A 15,947-nucleotide genomic window follows, 5' to 3' on the forward strand; every position below is an offset into this window, starting at 1 on the left:
CAAGCCGCAGTTGACGTGCGCTCCATCACAGAACGGGAGATGATAGCGCGGAAAGGGCCATCATACCAGTACAAAAAGTGATTTTGTGTACACATTTATTAAACATTTTTATAACAGATCTCAAAACTCAACTTAAAATTTAAACAATATTTAAATTTTTGAGTACAGGTGGTACCTTTGATCCCGAGAATCGTTTCACCTGCGCTAAATAAAAAAAGCGAGTAAAAGTAAGGCTCAAATCCGATGAAGAAAAAGATGGCCGTACCCAGCTCACAGGCGGTTGGTTCCAATACAAATCGGACCAACACCCGCCATGAGCAAGAGACGGATGTATTGTTGATTGGCGGCGGTATCATGAGCGCCACGTTGGGAACCTGGCTGCAGGAACTGGAGCCGGATTGGTCTATTACCATGGTCGAGCAGATGACCAGCGTTGCCGAGGAAAGCTCGAACGGCTGGAACAATGCGGGTACCGGCCATGCGGCGCTGATGGAGCTCAACTACACGCCGCAAACCGCCAATGGGATCAATATCGACAAAGCGGTCGATATCAATGAGTCCTTCCATATTTCTCGTCAGTTTTGGGCCCATCAGGTGACCCGCGGTATCCTGACTAAGCCGAAATCCTTTATTAACAGCGTGCCGCACATGAGCTTTGTGTGGGGTGAAGACAACGTTAACTTCCTGCGCGCGCGCTACGCGGCGCTGCAGCAGAGCGAGCTGTTCCGCGGTATTCGTTATTCTGAAGATCATCAGCAGATCAAGGAGTGGGCGCCGCTGGTGATGGAAGGTCGCGATCCGCAGCAAAAAGTGGCGGCAACGCGTACCGAAATGGGCACCGACGTTAACTACGGCGAGATCACTCGCCAGCTGATCGCCGGGCTACAGACGCATAATAATTTCTCTCTCCAGTTAGGTACCGTCGTTCGCCGCTTTAAGCGCAATGCGGACAACAGCTGGACGGTGACGCTGGCGGATGCCAACAATCGTCACCAGAAGCGGACGATCAAAACCAAATTCATCTTTATTGGCGCGGGCGGCGCTGCCCTGACGCTGCTGCAGGAAACCGGTATTCCGCAGGCGAAAGAGTACGCGGGCTTCCCGGTTGGCGGACAGTTCCTGGTATGTGAGAACCCGGAAGTGGTTAATCATCACCTGGCGAAAGTCTACGGCCAGGCGGAAGTTGGCGCGCCGCCGATGTCGGTGCCGCATATCGACACCCGTATTATCGACGGCAAACGCGTGGTGCTATTCGGGCCGTTCGCGACTTTCTCGACCCGCTTCCTGAAAAACGGTTCGCTTTGGGATCTGCTGGCCTCGACGAATACCTCGAATATTCTGCCAATGCTTAACGTCGGGATGGATAACTTCGACCTGGTGAAATATCTGATTAGCCAGGTATTGCAGAAAGATAAAGATCGTCATGCCGCGCTGTGCGAGTACTACCCGGAAGCGCGCAAAGAAGACTGGCGCCTGTGGCAGGCCGGCCAGCGTGTACAGATTATCAAGCGTGATAAGAAAATGGGCGGCGTGTTGCGTCTTGGTACCGAAGTAGTGTGCGATGATGAAGGCACCGTAGCCGCGCTACTGGGCGCTTCTCCTGGCGCGTCGACGGCGGCGCCGATCATGGTGCAGCTGTTGGAGAAAGTCTTCAAAGACAAAGTACAGACGCCGGCCTGGCAGGCGAAGATGAAAGAGATCGTGCCGAGCTACGGCATGCGTCTGGATGGTAATCCGGCCGCTATTGAGCAGGCGCTGGCGTGGACCAGTGAAGTGCTGGGGCTACACTACGAGCCGACGACCGCGGCAGACGACGTGCCGCAGGCCGAACTCAAGCCGCTAACCGGCGGAAAACCGATGGCGGATATCGCGCTATAACAAAAACGGCAGCCCTCGGGCTGCCGTTTTGTATTACCGCTGGCGATTAACGCTCCACGGCATTACCGATAGTTTCTTCAGCTTTCCAGATGCGGTATTTCACTTCAACGTTGGCTGGAGTATAAACCACGATCGGCAGCTTGCTGTTGTAACGCAGCAGGCCTTCATCGCCGAGACCCGCGGTAATAAATTTCTTCTCTTTCTTACCGTCCGGGCAGGCCATCATGGTGGAAACCGGGGACGTCAGCTTATCAAAGACATAGTAGTCATAGCCCCAGCCTTCCAGCGTTTTACTTTCCAGTTGACCGCCCAAGCGATGATGGTTGCAGTCGACTTCCAGCGTCTGGCCAATCATCAGTTCAACTTTTAACGCGGATTCATCCTGCTGCTGCGGCAGCTGAATCACCTGACGCTTCATCCCTTTTTCCGCTTTCGGATAGGGGGCGATTTTCTCCAGCGGCTGTTCAGCGGCTAACGCGCTGGTGGAAACACAGGCAACGGCCAGCAGAGAAACAGCAAGCGTAGCGATTTTTTTCACGGTTGATCATCCTTTATTATCGTTACTAACCAATACAGACTAACATCATTGCCCTGAATAGTAAGAGTTATTTACCATTATTTTCAATATGAATAGTGAAATGCACTAGTAAAGTGAAACGTGCGTCAGCTATTCATCGCGGCTGTTTTTGGCTTCTTCAATAAACTCTTCGTCCAGTAAGTCGGCGTTCCCGGCGTGTTCACGGCCCGATAACAGGTTCCAGCAGGCAATAAACAAGGCGGCAATCAGCGGGCCGATGACAAAGCCGTTGATGCCATAGATTTCCATGCCGCCAAGGGTGGCAATCAGGATCAGATAATCCGGCATTTTGGTATCTTTCCCCACCAGTAGCGGACGCAGAATGTTATCCACCAGGCCGATGACAATGACGAAGAAACCGACAATAAACGCCCCTTGCCACAATTGCCCGGTGGCGAACAGGTAAATCGCCGCCGGCACCCAGATAATGGCGGAGCCCACCGCCGGGATGAGTGACAGAAAGGCCATTAAAGCGCCCCACAGAATGCTGCCATCAAGACCGACGATCCAGAATGCAAAGCCGCCGAGCGCCCCCTGTGCCAGCGCGACGGCGACGGTACCTTTAACCGTCGCCCGCGCGACGGCGGCGAATTTGGCAAACAGGTGCTGTTTGACATAATTGGATAGCGGCAAAGATTCGAGGATTAACAGCACCAGATAAGGGCCATCTTTCAGCAAGAAGAACAGCAGATATAACATAATGCCGAAGCTGACGGTAAAGCCAAACGTCCCTTTACCGATCAGGAAGGCGCTACCGGCCAGATATTGTCCGCCTTTCAGGGCGGCATCGGATAGTTGCTGCTGAATTTGTTCCGCGCTATCGAGATTGTGCTCTGAGAGGAAACTTCTGGCCCAGCTCGGGAGATGGGCAAACAGGTTGGCGACCACCGTCGGAAACTGGGTGTCATTATGCTGTAGCTTGGTGTAGACCACGTTTAGCTCGAAGGCTAGCGACGAAATGATAATCGCCAACGGGGTGAAAACAATAAGACAGATAATGACGACGGTCAGTAGCGCCGCGATACCGTTGCGTTCACCGATGCGCGTACGGATGTTGTTTTTTATCGGATTAAATATCACCGCCAGGATAGCGGCCCACAGGATAGCGGAATAGTAAGGGGAGAGTACGTCAAAAAAGGCCAGGGTAACGATCAGTAAAATAAGGATAAAAAATCCTTTGGGAAGTCCTTTAACTCTCATTGGGTCCGCTCCAGATGATAACGAATACAGTCGAATAATAGATGGAATTTAACAATTTGCCATCAGGATAATCGCAGTCTTAGCGGGAAGGGGAGTACAAGCATTAAAAAACCCGCGCTCTCAGAGAGAGTGCGGGTTCTAAAGGGGACCGATGGTTGTAGCAACCTATCGGTTAAATTTTTTGGTCGGCACGAGAGGATTTGAACCTCCGACCCCCGACACCCCATGACGGTGCGCTACCAGGCTGCGCTACGTGCCGACGCGTGGAGGATAATATTACCCGTTCCCCCATCGAATGCAAGCGACCGACAACTGATTGATTTAAAATTAATCAATCAGTTAGCGATAAAGCGTTTTTCATCCGTCAGCACCTGCAGCAGCAGGCTAAGCTGCGGTTTTTGGTCTTTCACCTTCTCGCCATCGCTGTTCCAGGTGTGATAGGTGCCGTTGTGGTCGAGCACTACGGTCATCGTTGGCGTGGTAATCGCCAGTGTATCGCTATTAGCGGCGGTGACCCAGCTGCGGCGGCGCGCCGGGCTAAACAGGTCTTCGCCCTGCGAATATTCATTCGCTGGCGTTGAGACGTGTAGCAGACGCTGCATCAGCGTCGTCATCACGTCTTTGTTATCCGTGAGCGCTGAGATCTCCTGCGCTGGGGTTCCCGGCCAGTGGATAACCAGCGGTACCTGCAGATTGCCGCGTGACCAGTCGAATTTACCCTGCTTGCTATCCAGCGGCATACCGTGCCCGGCGGTAACAATCACCACCGTATTATCCAGTTTGCCCGCTTTACGCAGCGCGTCGAGCACGCGGCCAATTTGCATATCGACGTCGCCCGCGGCGCGCCCGTAGGTGCGGGCAAAATTCTGCTGCTGGCTGTTATCAATATTAGTGCCGTTCAGCGATATCCACGAGAACCAGCGGTTCTCATCCTGGGCGTAGCGATCCAGCCAGCCGATCCATTGGTCGGCCGTTTGTTCATCGCTCTGCGTTTTAGCCGCCGGCAGCGAGAAGTCCGACAGCAGCGCCTGGCGATAAAGCGGGCTGCTGAAACCGTCCGATGAGAACAGGCCCAACTGGTAGCCCTGTTGGTTGAGGGCGGTAATCAGCGCCGCCGGGATCCGCGCCGAGAGCACGCCATCCATATAACCCGGCGATATGCCGTAGAACAGGCCGAACATTCCGCTATCGGTGCTATTACCGGAGCTCATATGCTGGCTAAAGTTGACGCTTTCTTTCGCAAAAGCAGCCAGCTGCGGCATGTTCTTTTCGAAGCGTGAATAGTTGAGGTTATCCACCGTAATGAGCAGCACGTTGTAGCCCGTGCCGAGGTCGCGATAGCGCAGATCGCTCAGCGGATACTGCACCGAGACCGCTTCCGGCGCGCCTTGCTCAACCAGACGGCGCTGATAGTCTTGCGCATCGAGCAGGCCGTGCTTCTCAAGGAAGCGGCGAGCGGTCATCGGATAAGAGAGCGGTAAGTTGGCCCGCTGCATGGTGATCGGGCGATAGAAATTGGCATCCGCCCAGATATAAATCAGGTGGCTGCTGATAAACGAAATAAAGAAAAACCAGGCGACGGGGCGCGCGTAGTGGCGGCGGCGCGTCAGGCTGCGCAGCTTTTGCCAGCTCCAGGTGGCGAAGAGCATCTCAAGCAGGAAGATGATCGGTACGCTGATAAACATCAGCTGCCAGTCGCGAGCCATCTCGTTCTGGTCGGGGTTAATCACCAGTTCCCAGACGACAGGGTTTAAGTGCAGGTGGAAGCGAGTGAAGACTTCGCTATCGATCAGCAGCAGCGTCATCCCGGCGGTGGCGAAGATGACCGACAGGAAGCGCATAAGTCGCTGCGAGCCGACGATAAAGGTCAGCGGGAAGAGAATCAGTACATAGCTGGTGAAAACCAGAAAACTGAAATGACCAACGAGGCTGACATACGAGAATACCCGCCCGGCAAGCGTCGTTGGCCAGTCGGCGACAAAAAGATAGCGGCTGCCGAGCGCCATTGCCAACAACATGTTGAACAGGGCGAACCAGTGTCCCCAGCTGACCATCTGGGAGACTTTTTCTCGGTAGGGCTGACGAAGAGTCACCATATACTGTTGTTCGTTATCCTTAGTGCGCGGGATCGTCGTTAATGGACGATTGCAGCGCCTGGGCGAAAGAACGGGCGATTGCCTGACGCTGCGCCGGCGCGACGCTACTGTTGATCAGGTTGGTCACCATATTGCCCAGCACCATCAGTGACAGGTCAACCGGCGCTTTGTGTGTTTCCAGGACGTTCGTTAGCTCGCTGAGCAGCTGCTCGACCTGTTCATCGCTATAGCGGGATATTTGTGGCATAAACTCAAAATCTGTTTGTTCGTGAAAGGGCAACATATTACCGTAGCAGCAGCTTTTTTTCCGCATTTTTTCGCCACGGCGCAAAAGCGCCCAGCAACGCGAGGCTCAAGCGTAAAAGAGGCATCTGCCGGTTGCGTCGTCGTCCCGGTGGTGGTTGAATACCGCCCGGTCTAAAAGGAGAGTTTAACATGAGTCTGGATATCGACCAGATTGCCCTGCATCAGTTGATCAAACGTGATGAACAGAATCTGGAACTGGTGCTGCGCGAGTCGCTGCTGGAACCAAATGCCACTGTCGTGGAAATGATGGCTGAACTGCATCGTGTCTACAGCGCAAAAAGCAAAGCCTACGGCCTCTTTAATGAAGAGAGCGAGCTGGCGCAAGCGTTGCGTTTACAGCGTCAGGGTGAAGAAGAGTTTCTTCCTTTCAGCCGTGCGGCAACCGGCCGCCTGCGCGATGAGCTGGCGAAGTATCCGTTTGCCGAAGGCGGCATCGTATTGTTCTGTCAGTATCGTTACCTGGCGGTCGAGTATCTGCTGGTGGCGGTGCTCAATAATCTGAGCAGCATGCGCGTCAACGAAGAGCTGGATATCAGTTCCACGCATTACCTGGATATCAACCATGCCGACATCGTGGCGCGTATCGATCTGACCGAGTGGGAAACTAATCCCGAATCGACCCGTTATCTGACTTTCCTGAAAGGGCGCGTGGGGCGTAAAGTCGCTGATTTTTTCATGGACTTCCTCGGCGCCAGCGAAGGGCTCAATGCCAAAGCGCAGAACCGCGGTCTGCTGCAGGCGGTGGATGATTTCGCCGCTGACGCGCAGCTGGATAAATCCGAGCGCCAGAACGTGCGCCAGCAGGTGTATGCCTACTGTAACGAACAGCTGCAGGCGGGCGAAGAGATCGAGCTGGAGTCGCTGTCTAAAGAGCTCTCCGGCGTCAGCGAAAAGAGTTTCCAGGAGTTTACCGCTGAGCAGGGCTATGAGCTGGAGGAGAGCTTCCCGGCGGACCGCAGTACGCTGCGCCAGCTGACCAAATTTGCCGGTAGCGGCGGCGGCTTGACCATCAATTTTGACGCGATGCTGTTAGGCGAGCGCGTATTCTGGGATCCGGCAACGGATACGTTGACCATTAAAGGCACGCCGCCGAATCTGCGCGATCAGCTGCAGCGCCGTACCTCAGGCGGTAATTAATCCCTGCTGATTATCCCGGCGGGACATGATGCCGCCGGGTTAACCTTCTACCTGAATAATCCTGACGCCGCTTTGCTTAAGCTTCTGACGTAACTTGTCATCCAGTACGCTGTCGATAACCACTGTGCTGGCAAGATTAAGCTCGCCGATGGCAAACGCGGAGGCGGAATTAATTTTTTCGGCAGAGGCCATCACCACGGTTTCTGCGGCTCTGGCCGCCAGCGCGCGCTTAATGCCCGCCTCTTCATAATCACCGGTGGTAAAGCCCGCATGCGGGTGCACGCCGGTCACCCCCATAAAGAACAGATCGGCATTAATCCGCGCCATCGCCGCTAGCGTCTCGGCGCCGACCGTGACTACCGAATGTTTAAACATTGTACCGCCGAGCAGGATCACCTCGATCCGCGGATGCTCGACCAGCGCCACGGCGATCCCTGGACTGTGCGTCACCACGGTACAAGCAAGGTCGGCGGGGAGCGCGGCGATCATCGCCGTGGTGGTGGTGCCGCCATCGACGATAACCACCTGTCCTGGCTGGATAAGCGCCGCCGCCCGGCGGGCTATCGCCTGTTTGGAAGCCATCTGCACGCTTTTTCTGCTTTCTATTGGCGCAATAGCGGCCGATACCGGCAGCGCGCCGCCGTGGACCCGTTGCAGCTTACCTTCCGCCGCCAGTTCGCGCAGATCGCGACGAATGGAGTCTTCTGAGACCTGAAAGCGCTGGCTTAACTCCCCCGACATCACCTGTTTTTCTGCGGCAAGGATCTGCAGGATATGCTGTTTTCTCTGGCTGGCGAGCATGTTGTTCACTTCACGATTGATCTTGTTTATGCACGATTATGCATGTTATGTTGCCTGCTGTCACCTTAGAAGGGGAAGAAACATGCACGCAGACGCACCGCGCGTTCGCCACGTTCGCGAAACGCTCTTGTCAGATAACTGGTACACGCTGAAAAAATATACCTTCGAGCTGTTGCGGCGGGACGGGCGCTGGCAGGAGCAGAGCCGGGAAGCCTACGACCGCGGCAACGGCGCGGTTATTCTGCTCTATAACCGCCATAAGCAGAGCGTGGTGCTCATCCGCCAGTTTCGTTTTCCGGTGTGGATCAACGGTCACAACGGCTTTCTGATCGAAGCTGCCGCAGGATTACTGGATAACGCCTCGCCGGAAGAGCGCATTATCGCCGAAGCGGAAGAGGAGACCGGATTTCGCGTCACCCGCATCGAGCCGGTATTCACCGCGTTTATGAGCCCGGGGTCGGTTACTGAAAAACTGTACTTCTTTATTGCCGAATACTCCGCGGACGATCGCCGTGGCGATGGCGGCGGGCTGGCGGCGGAAGGAGAGGATATTGAAGTGCTGGAGTGGCCGCTGGCGCGGGCGTTACAAGCCATTCGCGAGGGTGAAATCGTGGATGCGAAAACCATTATGCTGCTGCAGCATCTGGCGTTAAATGCCGATACGCTCCTTGCCGGTTAAGCGGCAAGGAGCCGGCAAGATTAGCGCAATTCGCGGGCAATGGCGCTGTACATCAGCGCCGCTTCCAGCGGCTGTGCGTTAAAGGACGGTTCCGCCTGTGGCCAGGTTGACCACTGCACGATCACCAGATGTTCCGCACGGTTCACCATAATCACCTGGCCGTAGATCCCCAGCGCCCACAGCGAGCCTTTCAGCCCTTCCTGCGGCGTTGGCTGTACGTTTTGCGCATTGGCCGGAATAGCGTTATTCCACCATTGATAGCCGTAGATACCTTCCGGATGCGCGGCTGAAACCGAGTTCAGCGCTTTTGTCCAGCTTGCGGCTTGATCGAACCAGCCTGCGGGCACCAGCTGTTTACCGTTGCTCAGGCGGCCATCGCGGGCGACAAACTCGCCAAAGCGACCCCAGTCTTCGAGGGTGGCGTTAAAGCCGTGGGCGCCGACATCATGTTGACCTTTTTTGTAAGCATGCCATACGCCATCGTGGGCCATGCCCGCAGGCTGCCACAATGATTGTTCAAGCCAGGCGGCCAGCGACATACCGGTCGCGCGCTCCAGCACATCGCCCAGCAGCCAGGCGCCGCCGGAAGAGTAGGACCACTGCTCGCCTGCCGGGTGTTTGCGCGATAGCGTCGACACAATTTTACGCACGCAATCATAGGCGCCGGGCTGCGCTTCACACTGGGTCAGGCGGGCGAAGTGCGACTGTGGATTGGTGTAATCTTCATTCCATTCCACGCCGCTGGTATGTTGAATGAGCTGCTTGAGCGTCACGCCGTCCCAGGCGGTGCCTTTCAGTTCGGGTTCATAAACGGTAATCAGGTCATCGAGGGAGTGGATTTTACCCTGTTGAATGGCGATACCGACCAGCGTCGAGACGACCGATTTGCCCACCGAGCGCGAGGTCCACAGCGTGGTGTCGGTATTACCTTCGGCGAGATATTTCCAGGCGACTTTACCCTCTTTCAGCACCAGCATACCGCTGACGTTTTCGCGCTTCAGGTAATCCTGCAAATTCCAGGTATGGCCGTTGAGCGTGTAGCGGGCATCGGTCAGCTGCTTTTTAGCGCGCTCCAGCGGGACCGATGCGCCGTGACGGAAAACGTCGCCAGCATAGTTGCGATAGTCATTACGAAAGCCAACGACGCGTGACGCCTGATCCCAGGTGAGCATGTCTTTGGCCGCGGGTAGCGTTTGATCGTAAGGCGTGGGGCAGACATCCAGCGTCAGGCCGCCGCAGTTTTGCGCCATTGCCGCCGCCGGCAGCGCCGCCAAAATTAACGCCAGGACCAGTGGTTTTCTTATCATTTTCATTTCCTCGTTTGCCATAGATTCGCATCGCAGTATATAAATCGGCGCGCGGCGGCTAAAATCACCATGTGGGGGATTTTCCCCCGAAAGGGAGAGAAGGATGAAAACCCTGCAGTATTCTTTTGCACAGATTGAAGCCTTCGCGACAATTGCTGAGACCGGCAGCCTGTCGCGGGCGGCGATCCGTTTAGGGAAAGACCGTACGACGCTTCGCGATCTGCTGGATTACCTGGAAGATGCCTTGGGCTACCGGCTATTCAGCCGTGAAGGGCGTAGCCTGACTTTAACCGCCGAGGGCGAGCAGCTTTTTCGCCAGGCGCATTTGTTGTTGCGTCAGGCGCAGGCTTTCGAGTCTTTTGCGCAAACGCTGCCGCAAACGGCCTGGCAGGAGTTACGCCTGGTGTACGATCCCTTCGTGCCGCGTGAATTCCTCTGTTTGCTGGCCGATACGCTTGCCCGGCGGCAGATCCGTTTAAGCTGCTGGAGCGCCTCGCGTCGCGAAGCCGAACAGGCGTTGGGCGATGGCGTCGCGGATATGGCCATTTGCCAGGCGAATAATCGTACGCTGGGTAGCGAAATGGAGTGGCGGGCGCTGGGTACCGTTGATTTACGCTTTTACGCCGCGCAGCGATTGTTCGCTGAGGCCGCAAGGCCGCTGACGTTGCTGAATTTATCGCTCACCCCGCAGTTAGTGATGCACCGGCGCAGCGACGATCAAATCGCCCGCCGGCTGCAGATATCCGGCCATACGCTGTATATGAATGAAATCACCATGTTGCGCCACGCAATGGAGCAGGGGCAGGGCTGGGGGTTTTTACCCGATCATTTACGGCCCGACGAGTGGCAGGGGGTTGCTGAAATTGCCACCGAGGTTGGTAATCAGGGGCTTAACGTTACCATGGTGATGCTGTGGTTGCCGGGAATGAATAAACACCGCGCGCTGGGAGAGATAGTTGATGACGCGCCAGGGCTATGGCGGCGCAGATAACAAAACGCCCCGGGTCAGAAGACACCAGGGCGTTTGCCATACAACTTGCTATCGGCGATTAAGCGCGAACGAAGTCGATGTGGGTCAGTTTCGGCTTGAACGCGTGACGCTGAACAGCCTGAACTTTAACTTTTTCTTCTTTGCCATCGACAACCAGGGTCAGAACTTCGCCGTAGAACTCAGCTTTGTCCTGCATGTTCCACAGTTTGTCGTGGTCCAGTTCGATAGCAACCGGAGCAGCTTCGCCACCGTAGATGATTGCCGGGAACTTGTTAGCTGCGCGCAGGCGGCGGCTCGCACCCTTACCCTGCTCTTTACGTACTTCTGCGTTGATAGTAAACATTGATGTCTCTCTATATATAAAGCCTGCAACAGGCGACCCAGCAGCAGGCAGATTATCTGCTTTGCGAATGCAAAAGCGGGCGGCATTATAGCCGCCTATCGGCACAGCGGCAATCAAAACCTCAGTTTTTGGCGGATTAACGTAGCTCATTGGCGCGACGGAAACGGCCCTGATAATCGAACACTTTTTCCCGCACCTGCCAGTATTGCCCCTTCATACGGGCGACGACAAAGTCTGGATTTCGCAGTAGCGCCTGCTGGGCAATGATATCCGCCGGGGTTATCCAGCGCAGCGGCACCCCCGGCGTACGAGTATGCGGGCGGATAAACAACTGCTCAAAAGCGGTACGCTGCGCGGGCGTTTGTAAACGGAAGCGCTCACTGACATCGGCGCCGTCCTCATCGTAATAGGTGATTTTTAGCCACGGGCCTTTTTCGTCGCTGCCATGTTGAAGCGCCATGCCGCTGCAGCGCAACACCAGCGCGTCTTTAAGCTTCAGCGCCGCCTTCAGCATGTCGTCCGGGTCGACCAGTACAGTATCGCACTCGCGACAGCGGCGGGCGGCAATGTCATTCTCGGCGTTGCACTGCGGGCAGTTTTTAAAACGAAAGCGGAAGTCGCACTGTTCGCGGTGGCCGTCATCGTCTTCGAACCAGCCCTGGCAGCGGCGGCCAAAATGCTCAATCAACGTGCCGTCGGCGGTGGTTTTCCCCCAAAAAGTATTGGCGAAACCGCAGGCCGGGCAGAAGACCTGCACCGGGACATTATCGCTTTTGCCTTTTGGCGTGCCGACTTCCGGCGCGTACAGGTCGTGAGGATTACCGGCATAGTCGAGGATCAGACAGTCGGTTTTGCCCGGCGCCAGACGCAGGCCGCGGCCAACAATTTGTTGGTAAAGGCTTACCGACTCGGTTGGCCGAAGAATCGCGATAAGATCGACGTGCGGCGCGTCAAAGCCGGTGGTCAGTACCGCGACATTCACCAGATAGCGATACTGCTGCGCTTTAAAAGCTTCGATGATGCGATCGCGCTCCGGCCCCGGCGTTTCGCCGGTAATCAGCGCCGCCTGCGTGGGCGGCAGCAGGCCGGTAATTTCCCGCGCATGCTCGACGGTCGCGGCGAAGATCATCACGCCTTTACGGCTTTCGGCAAACTCAACGATTTGGCTAACGATATGTGGCGTGATGCGCTGCTGTTTTTTCAGCTCGTGGTTAAGGTCGGCTTCGCTGAACAGGCCATTGCTCTGCGCCTGCAGGCGACTGAAATCGTACTGGACCACCGGCATATCGAGGCGCTCAGGCGGCGTCAGGTAGCCGTGCTTAATCATATAACGCAGCGGCAGCTCGTAGATGCAATCGCGGAACAGCGCTTTCTCGTCGCCGCGTACCATACCGTGATAGTGGAACTGATAGATCCAACCCTTGCCCAGGCGAAAGGGGGTCGCGGTCAGGCCGAGCAGCCTGAGCTGTGGGTTCACCTGTCGTAGGTGGCTGATGATTTGCTGATACTGGCTGTCGTCATCGTCGCTGATACGGTGGCACTCATCGACGATCAGTAAGGAGAATTCGCTCTGAAACTGCTCAAGATTACGCGCCACCGACTGCACGCTGCCGAAGACCACCTTGCCCTGGCTCTCTTTACGCTGCAGACCGGCGGCGAAAATATCCGCTTCCAGCCCAAGCGCACAGTATTTACTGTGATTCTGCGCCACCAGTTCTTTAACATGGGCCAGAACCAATACGCGTCCGCGCGCCAGCCGCGCCAGTTCGGCGATCACCAGACTTTTACCGGCACCGGTCGGCAGCACGATGGCGGCAGGTTCGTGATGGCGGCGGAACCAGGCAAGCGTGGCATCGACCGCCTCTTTTTGATAGGGGCGTAGTGTAAAAGTCATCAATTCTCGGGGGTTAATTAACTCGCAAATAGTATGCCATGAATCTTTTCCCTTGAGTGGTGTTAAGAGCCCGTTATACTAACCAATGGAATTCTTCTTTTTCGGGCGAATTGCCCGCTCCAGCATTATTACAGGCTAAAAAAATCTCATGCGACTTGATAAGTTTATCGCTCAGCAGCTTGGCGTCAGCCGTGCTATTGCCGGGCGTGAAATCCGCGGTAGCCGCGTTACCGTGGACGGCGACATTGTGAAAGATGCCTCTTTTAAGCTCCAGCCGGAGCACGAGGTGGAATATGACGGCAATACGCTGACCCAGCAGCACGGCCCCCGTTACTTTATGCTCAACAAGCCGCAGGGTTATGTCTGTTCAACAGACGATCCCGATCATCCAACGGTCCTCTATTTCCTCGATGAGCCGGTTGCCCATAAGCTGCACGCCGCCGGGCGTCTGGATATCGACACCACCGGTCTGGTACTGATGACCGATGATGGGCAGTGGTCACATCGCATTACTTCGCCGCGCCATCACTGCGAAAAAACCTATCTGGTGGAGCTGGAAAACCCGCTGGAAGAGGGCGTCGCCGAGCAGTTTGCCAAAGGCGTGCAGCTGCATAATGAAAAAGATCTCACCAAACCTGCTGTCCTCGAAGTCATCACTCCGACAGAAGTGCGCCTGACCATCAGCGAAGGCCGCTACCACCAGGTAAAACGCATGTTCGCGGCGGTGGGTAACCTCGTCGTGGGATTACATCGCGAGCGTATCGGCGACATTACCCTCGATGCGTCGCTGGAGCCCGGCGAATACCGTCCGCTGACGGTGGACGAAATCGCCAGCGTTGGCGCCCCACAAGCACGGAGTAAAACGTGACGACAAAGCAGAATTCTTCATTGGGGATTGTGTTTATTCTTGGTCTGTTGGCCATGTTAATGCCGCTGTCGATTGATATGTATCTGCCGGCGCTGCCGGTCATCTCGTCGCAGTTCAACGTGCCGGACGGCAGCGCGCAAATGACGCTCAGCACCTATATTCTGGGCTTTGCGCTGGGCCAGCTGCTGTACGGGCCGATGGCCGACAGCGTTGGTCGTAAACCGGTGATCCTCGGCGGGACGCTGATTTTCGCCGCGGCGGCGGTGGCCTGCGCGTTATCGCAGACCATCGAGATGCTGATTACTATGCGTTTCTTCCACGGCCTGGCGGCCGCGGCGGCCAGCGTGGTGATCAACGCCCTGATGCGCGATATTTACCCGAAAGAAGAGTTCTCGCGCATGATGTCGTTTGTCATGCTGGTCACCACCATTGCGCCGCTGGTGGCGCCGATGGTCGGCGGCGCGGTACTGGTGTGGTTCAGCTGGCACGCGATTTTCTGGATCCTGGCGCTGGCGGCGCTGCTGGCATCGGCGATGATCGCTTTCTTTATTAGCGAGACGCTGCCGGTAGAAAGGCGGCAGAAATTTCATATTCGCACCACGCTTGGCAACTTCGCTACCTTATTCCGCCACAAGCGGGTGCTCAGCTATATGCTGGCCAGCGGCTTTAGTTTCGCCGGCATGTTTTCATTCCTCAGCGCGGGTCCATTTGTCTACATCAACATTAATCACGTGTCGCCGCAGCACTTTGGCTACTATTTTGCGCTGAATATCGTGTTCCTGTTCATCATGACCATCATTAACAGCCGCTTTGTTCGCCGGGTCGGCGCATTGAACATGTTCCGCGCCGGGCTGTGGATCCAGCTGGCGATGGCGGTGTGGATGGTGGTGTGCGCGCTACTTGATGTTGGTTTCTGGTCGCTGGTGGTGGGCGTGGCGGCGTTCGTCGGCTGCGTATCAATGGTCTCCTCTAACGCCATGGCGGTGATCCTCGACGAGTTTCCGCATATGGCGGGAACCGCATCGTCGTTGGCCGGAACATTTCGTTTTGGGATTGGCGCGATTATCGGCGCGTTGCTGTCGATGGCCACCTTTACCACCGCCTGGCCGATGCTGATTTCTATCGCTTTTTGCGCCGCGAGCTCCATTCTCTTCTATCTGTACGCCAGCCGGCGACGAAAAGTCGCACATTAAGTCACATTTTCAGGGGCGATTTCCGCCCCTTTTTTGATACATATCAACCGAAATCGGCTTCCCTGTTTAGCTATTTGTTTCTTTTATGTAAAATCAATTAGTGTAAAAAGTCGCAATGTTGCGATAAAAAAGTTGTTTTGGATCACAGAAACGGGTACATATAGCCGCGAACTGTTTCCGCAAGGCAACTATAAAGTTCTGGATAATAAGCTGTTAGCCCTGGCCCGATGCGGGTGTAAGCGTTTTCTAAGCTGTTGCAGGACTATTTGTCAACAATGTGTTAATATTGATGTAAATTTATTGTGAAGCCTTTTGCTTCCGGGGAAACCAAGTGAATACACAGCAACTCTCTATCGTACACCGACTGCCGCAGAGCTATCGCTGGCTGGCCGGTTTTGCGGGTTCAAGAGTTGAACCGATTCCGCAAAACGGCGCTGAGGGCGAAAATAGCCTGGTGGCATTGAAATTGCTCAGCCCGGACGGCGAGAAAGCGTGGCCGGTGATGCGCACGCTGAGCCAGGCGCTGAGCGACATCGAAGTGGATTGTTCCATTCTCGAGTGTGAAGGCGAGCCGTGCCTGTTCGTTAATATGCAGGATGAGTTTGCCGCTACCTGTCGTCTGAAAAATTTCGGCGTGGCCATTGCCGAGCCTTTTTCTGGCAACAACCCCTTCTGAC

15 protein-coding genes and 1 tRNA gene are annotated in these 15,947 nt (G+C 55.6%); 7 read left to right on the forward strand and 9 right to left on the reverse strand.

Features of this window, described 5'->3' with window-relative positions:
- The first annotated feature begins 243 nt into the window (after positions 1 to 243).
- Positions 244 to 1,878, forward strand: a complete 1,635-nt coding sequence (gene mqo / locus ABLV17_RS00665) for a malate dehydrogenase (quinone) (RefSeq protein WP_271031715.1) — start codon at positions 244 to 246, stop codon at positions 1,876 to 1,878.
- Positions 1,879 to 1,924: 46 nt separating this feature from the next.
- Here mqo and eco read toward each other — a convergent pair whose 3' ends face one another.
- The 5 genes from eco to ABLV17_RS00690 form a co-directional block, all read right to left on the reverse strand.
- Positions 1,925 to 2,416, reverse strand: coding sequence for a serine protease inhibitor ecotin (gene eco / locus ABLV17_RS00670; RefSeq protein ID WP_087860136.1), 492 nt, complete (start codon positions 2,414 to 2,416; stop codon positions 1,925 to 1,927).
- 129 nt (positions 2,417 to 2,545) lie between these two features.
- Positions 2,546 to 3,655: an AI-2E family transporter gene (locus ABLV17_RS00675; protein WP_045391382.1), complete on the reverse strand. Its 1,110-nt coding sequence runs from the start codon at positions 3,653 to 3,655 to the stop codon at positions 2,546 to 2,548.
- A gap of 182 nt (positions 3,656 to 3,837) precedes the next feature.
- A tRNA-Pro gene (locus ABLV17_RS00680) sits at positions 3,838 to 3,914 on the reverse strand.
- A gap of 76 nt (positions 3,915 to 3,990) precedes the next feature.
- Positions 3,991 to 5,751 (reverse strand): LPS biosynthesis-modulating metalloenzyme YejM, encoded by a 1,761-nt coding sequence (yejM, locus tag ABLV17_RS00685; protein ID WP_271031713.1) that lies wholly within the window; start codon positions 5,749 to 5,751, stop codon positions 3,991 to 3,993.
- 19 nt (positions 5,752 to 5,770) lie between these two features.
- A complete protein-coding gene (locus ABLV17_RS00690; RefSeq protein ID WP_045377048.1) occupies positions 5,771 to 5,998 on the reverse strand; it encodes a YejL family protein in 228 nt (75 codons plus the stop codon).
- Positions 5,999 to 6,186: 188 nt separating this feature from the next.
- Between ABLV17_RS00690 and yejK the strand changes: the two genes are divergently transcribed.
- Positions 6,187 to 7,194 carry a nucleoid-associated protein YejK gene (gene yejK / locus ABLV17_RS00695; protein ID WP_015365669.1) on the forward strand — a complete coding sequence of 336 codons (1,008 nt, stop codon included), beginning with the start codon at positions 6,187 to 6,189 and terminating at the stop codon, positions 7,192 to 7,194.
- A gap of 39 nt (positions 7,195 to 7,233) precedes the next feature.
- Here yejK and ABLV17_RS00700 read toward each other — a convergent pair whose 3' ends face one another.
- On the reverse strand, positions 7,234 to 7,995 hold the full coding sequence (locus tag ABLV17_RS00700) for a DeoR/GlpR family DNA-binding transcription regulator (RefSeq protein ID WP_113374348.1): 762 nt from the start codon (positions 7,993 to 7,995) through the stop codon (positions 7,234 to 7,236).
- 82 nt (positions 7,996 to 8,077) lie between these two features.
- On the opposite strand from ABLV17_RS00700, the gene ABLV17_RS00705 reads away from it, so the two are divergent.
- Positions 8,078 to 8,674 (forward strand): NUDIX domain-containing protein, encoded by a 597-nt coding sequence (locus tag ABLV17_RS00705; protein ID WP_087860139.1) that lies wholly within the window; start codon positions 8,078 to 8,080, stop codon positions 8,672 to 8,674.
- A 20-nt stretch (positions 8,675 to 8,694) separates the two neighbouring features.
- Here the strand turns inward: ABLV17_RS00705 and ABLV17_RS00710 are convergent, their stop codons facing one another.
- Positions 8,695 to 9,981 carry a serine hydrolase gene (locus ABLV17_RS00710; protein ID WP_213794365.1) on the reverse strand — a complete coding sequence of 429 codons (1,287 nt, stop codon included), beginning with the start codon at positions 9,979 to 9,981 and terminating at the stop codon, positions 8,695 to 8,697.
- A gap of 103 nt (positions 9,982 to 10,084) precedes the next feature.
- Here ABLV17_RS00710 and ABLV17_RS00715 point away from each other — a divergent pair, with 103 nt between their 5' ends.
- Complete coding sequence (locus ABLV17_RS00715; RefSeq protein WP_213794366.1) at positions 10,085 to 10,972, forward strand: LysR family transcriptional regulator; 888 nt, start codon at positions 10,085 to 10,087, stop codon at positions 10,970 to 10,972.
- A 58-nt stretch (positions 10,973 to 11,030) separates the two neighbouring features.
- Here ABLV17_RS00715 and rplY read toward each other — a convergent pair whose 3' ends face one another.
- Positions 11,031 to 11,315, reverse strand: coding sequence for a 50S ribosomal protein L25 (gene rplY / locus ABLV17_RS00720; protein ID WP_015365674.1), 285 nt, complete (start codon positions 11,313 to 11,315; stop codon positions 11,031 to 11,033).
- Between the two features lie 136 nt (positions 11,316 to 11,451).
- Positions 11,452 to 13,209, reverse strand: a complete 1,758-nt coding sequence (locus tag ABLV17_RS00725) for a DEAD/DEAH box helicase (protein ID WP_271031712.1) — start codon at positions 13,207 to 13,209, stop codon at positions 11,452 to 11,454.
- Positions 13,210 to 13,357: 148 nt separating this feature from the next.
- Between ABLV17_RS00725 and rsuA the strand changes: the two genes are divergently transcribed.
- The 3 genes from rsuA to ABLV17_RS00740 all read left to right on the forward strand — a co-directional run bounded on the left by rsuA (position 13,358) and on the right by ABLV17_RS00740 (position 15,946).
- Positions 13,358 to 14,077 carry a 16S rRNA pseudouridine(516) synthase RsuA gene (gene rsuA / locus ABLV17_RS00730; RefSeq protein WP_271031711.1) on the forward strand — a complete coding sequence of 240 codons (720 nt, stop codon included), beginning with the start codon at positions 13,358 to 13,360 and terminating at the stop codon, positions 14,075 to 14,077.
- Positions 14,074 to 15,270, forward strand: a complete 1,197-nt coding sequence (locus tag ABLV17_RS00735; protein WP_087860143.1) for a Bcr/CflA family multidrug efflux MFS transporter — start codon at positions 14,074 to 14,076, stop codon at positions 15,268 to 15,270. The genes rsuA and ABLV17_RS00735 overlap by 4 nt, the downstream gene beginning before the upstream one ends.
- Positions 15,271 to 15,601: 331 nt before the next feature.
- Positions 15,602 to 15,946 carry a YejG family protein gene (locus tag ABLV17_RS00740; RefSeq protein WP_015365678.1) on the forward strand — a complete coding sequence of 115 codons (345 nt, stop codon included), beginning with the start codon at positions 15,602 to 15,604 and terminating at the stop codon, positions 15,944 to 15,946.
- Position 15,947: the final 1 nt, after the last annotated feature.

The organism is Klebsiella sp. CN_Kp091, assembly GCF_040065095.1.
Classification (GTDB): domain Bacteria; phylum Pseudomonadota; class Gammaproteobacteria; order Enterobacterales; family Enterobacteriaceae; genus Klebsiella; species Klebsiella aerogenes.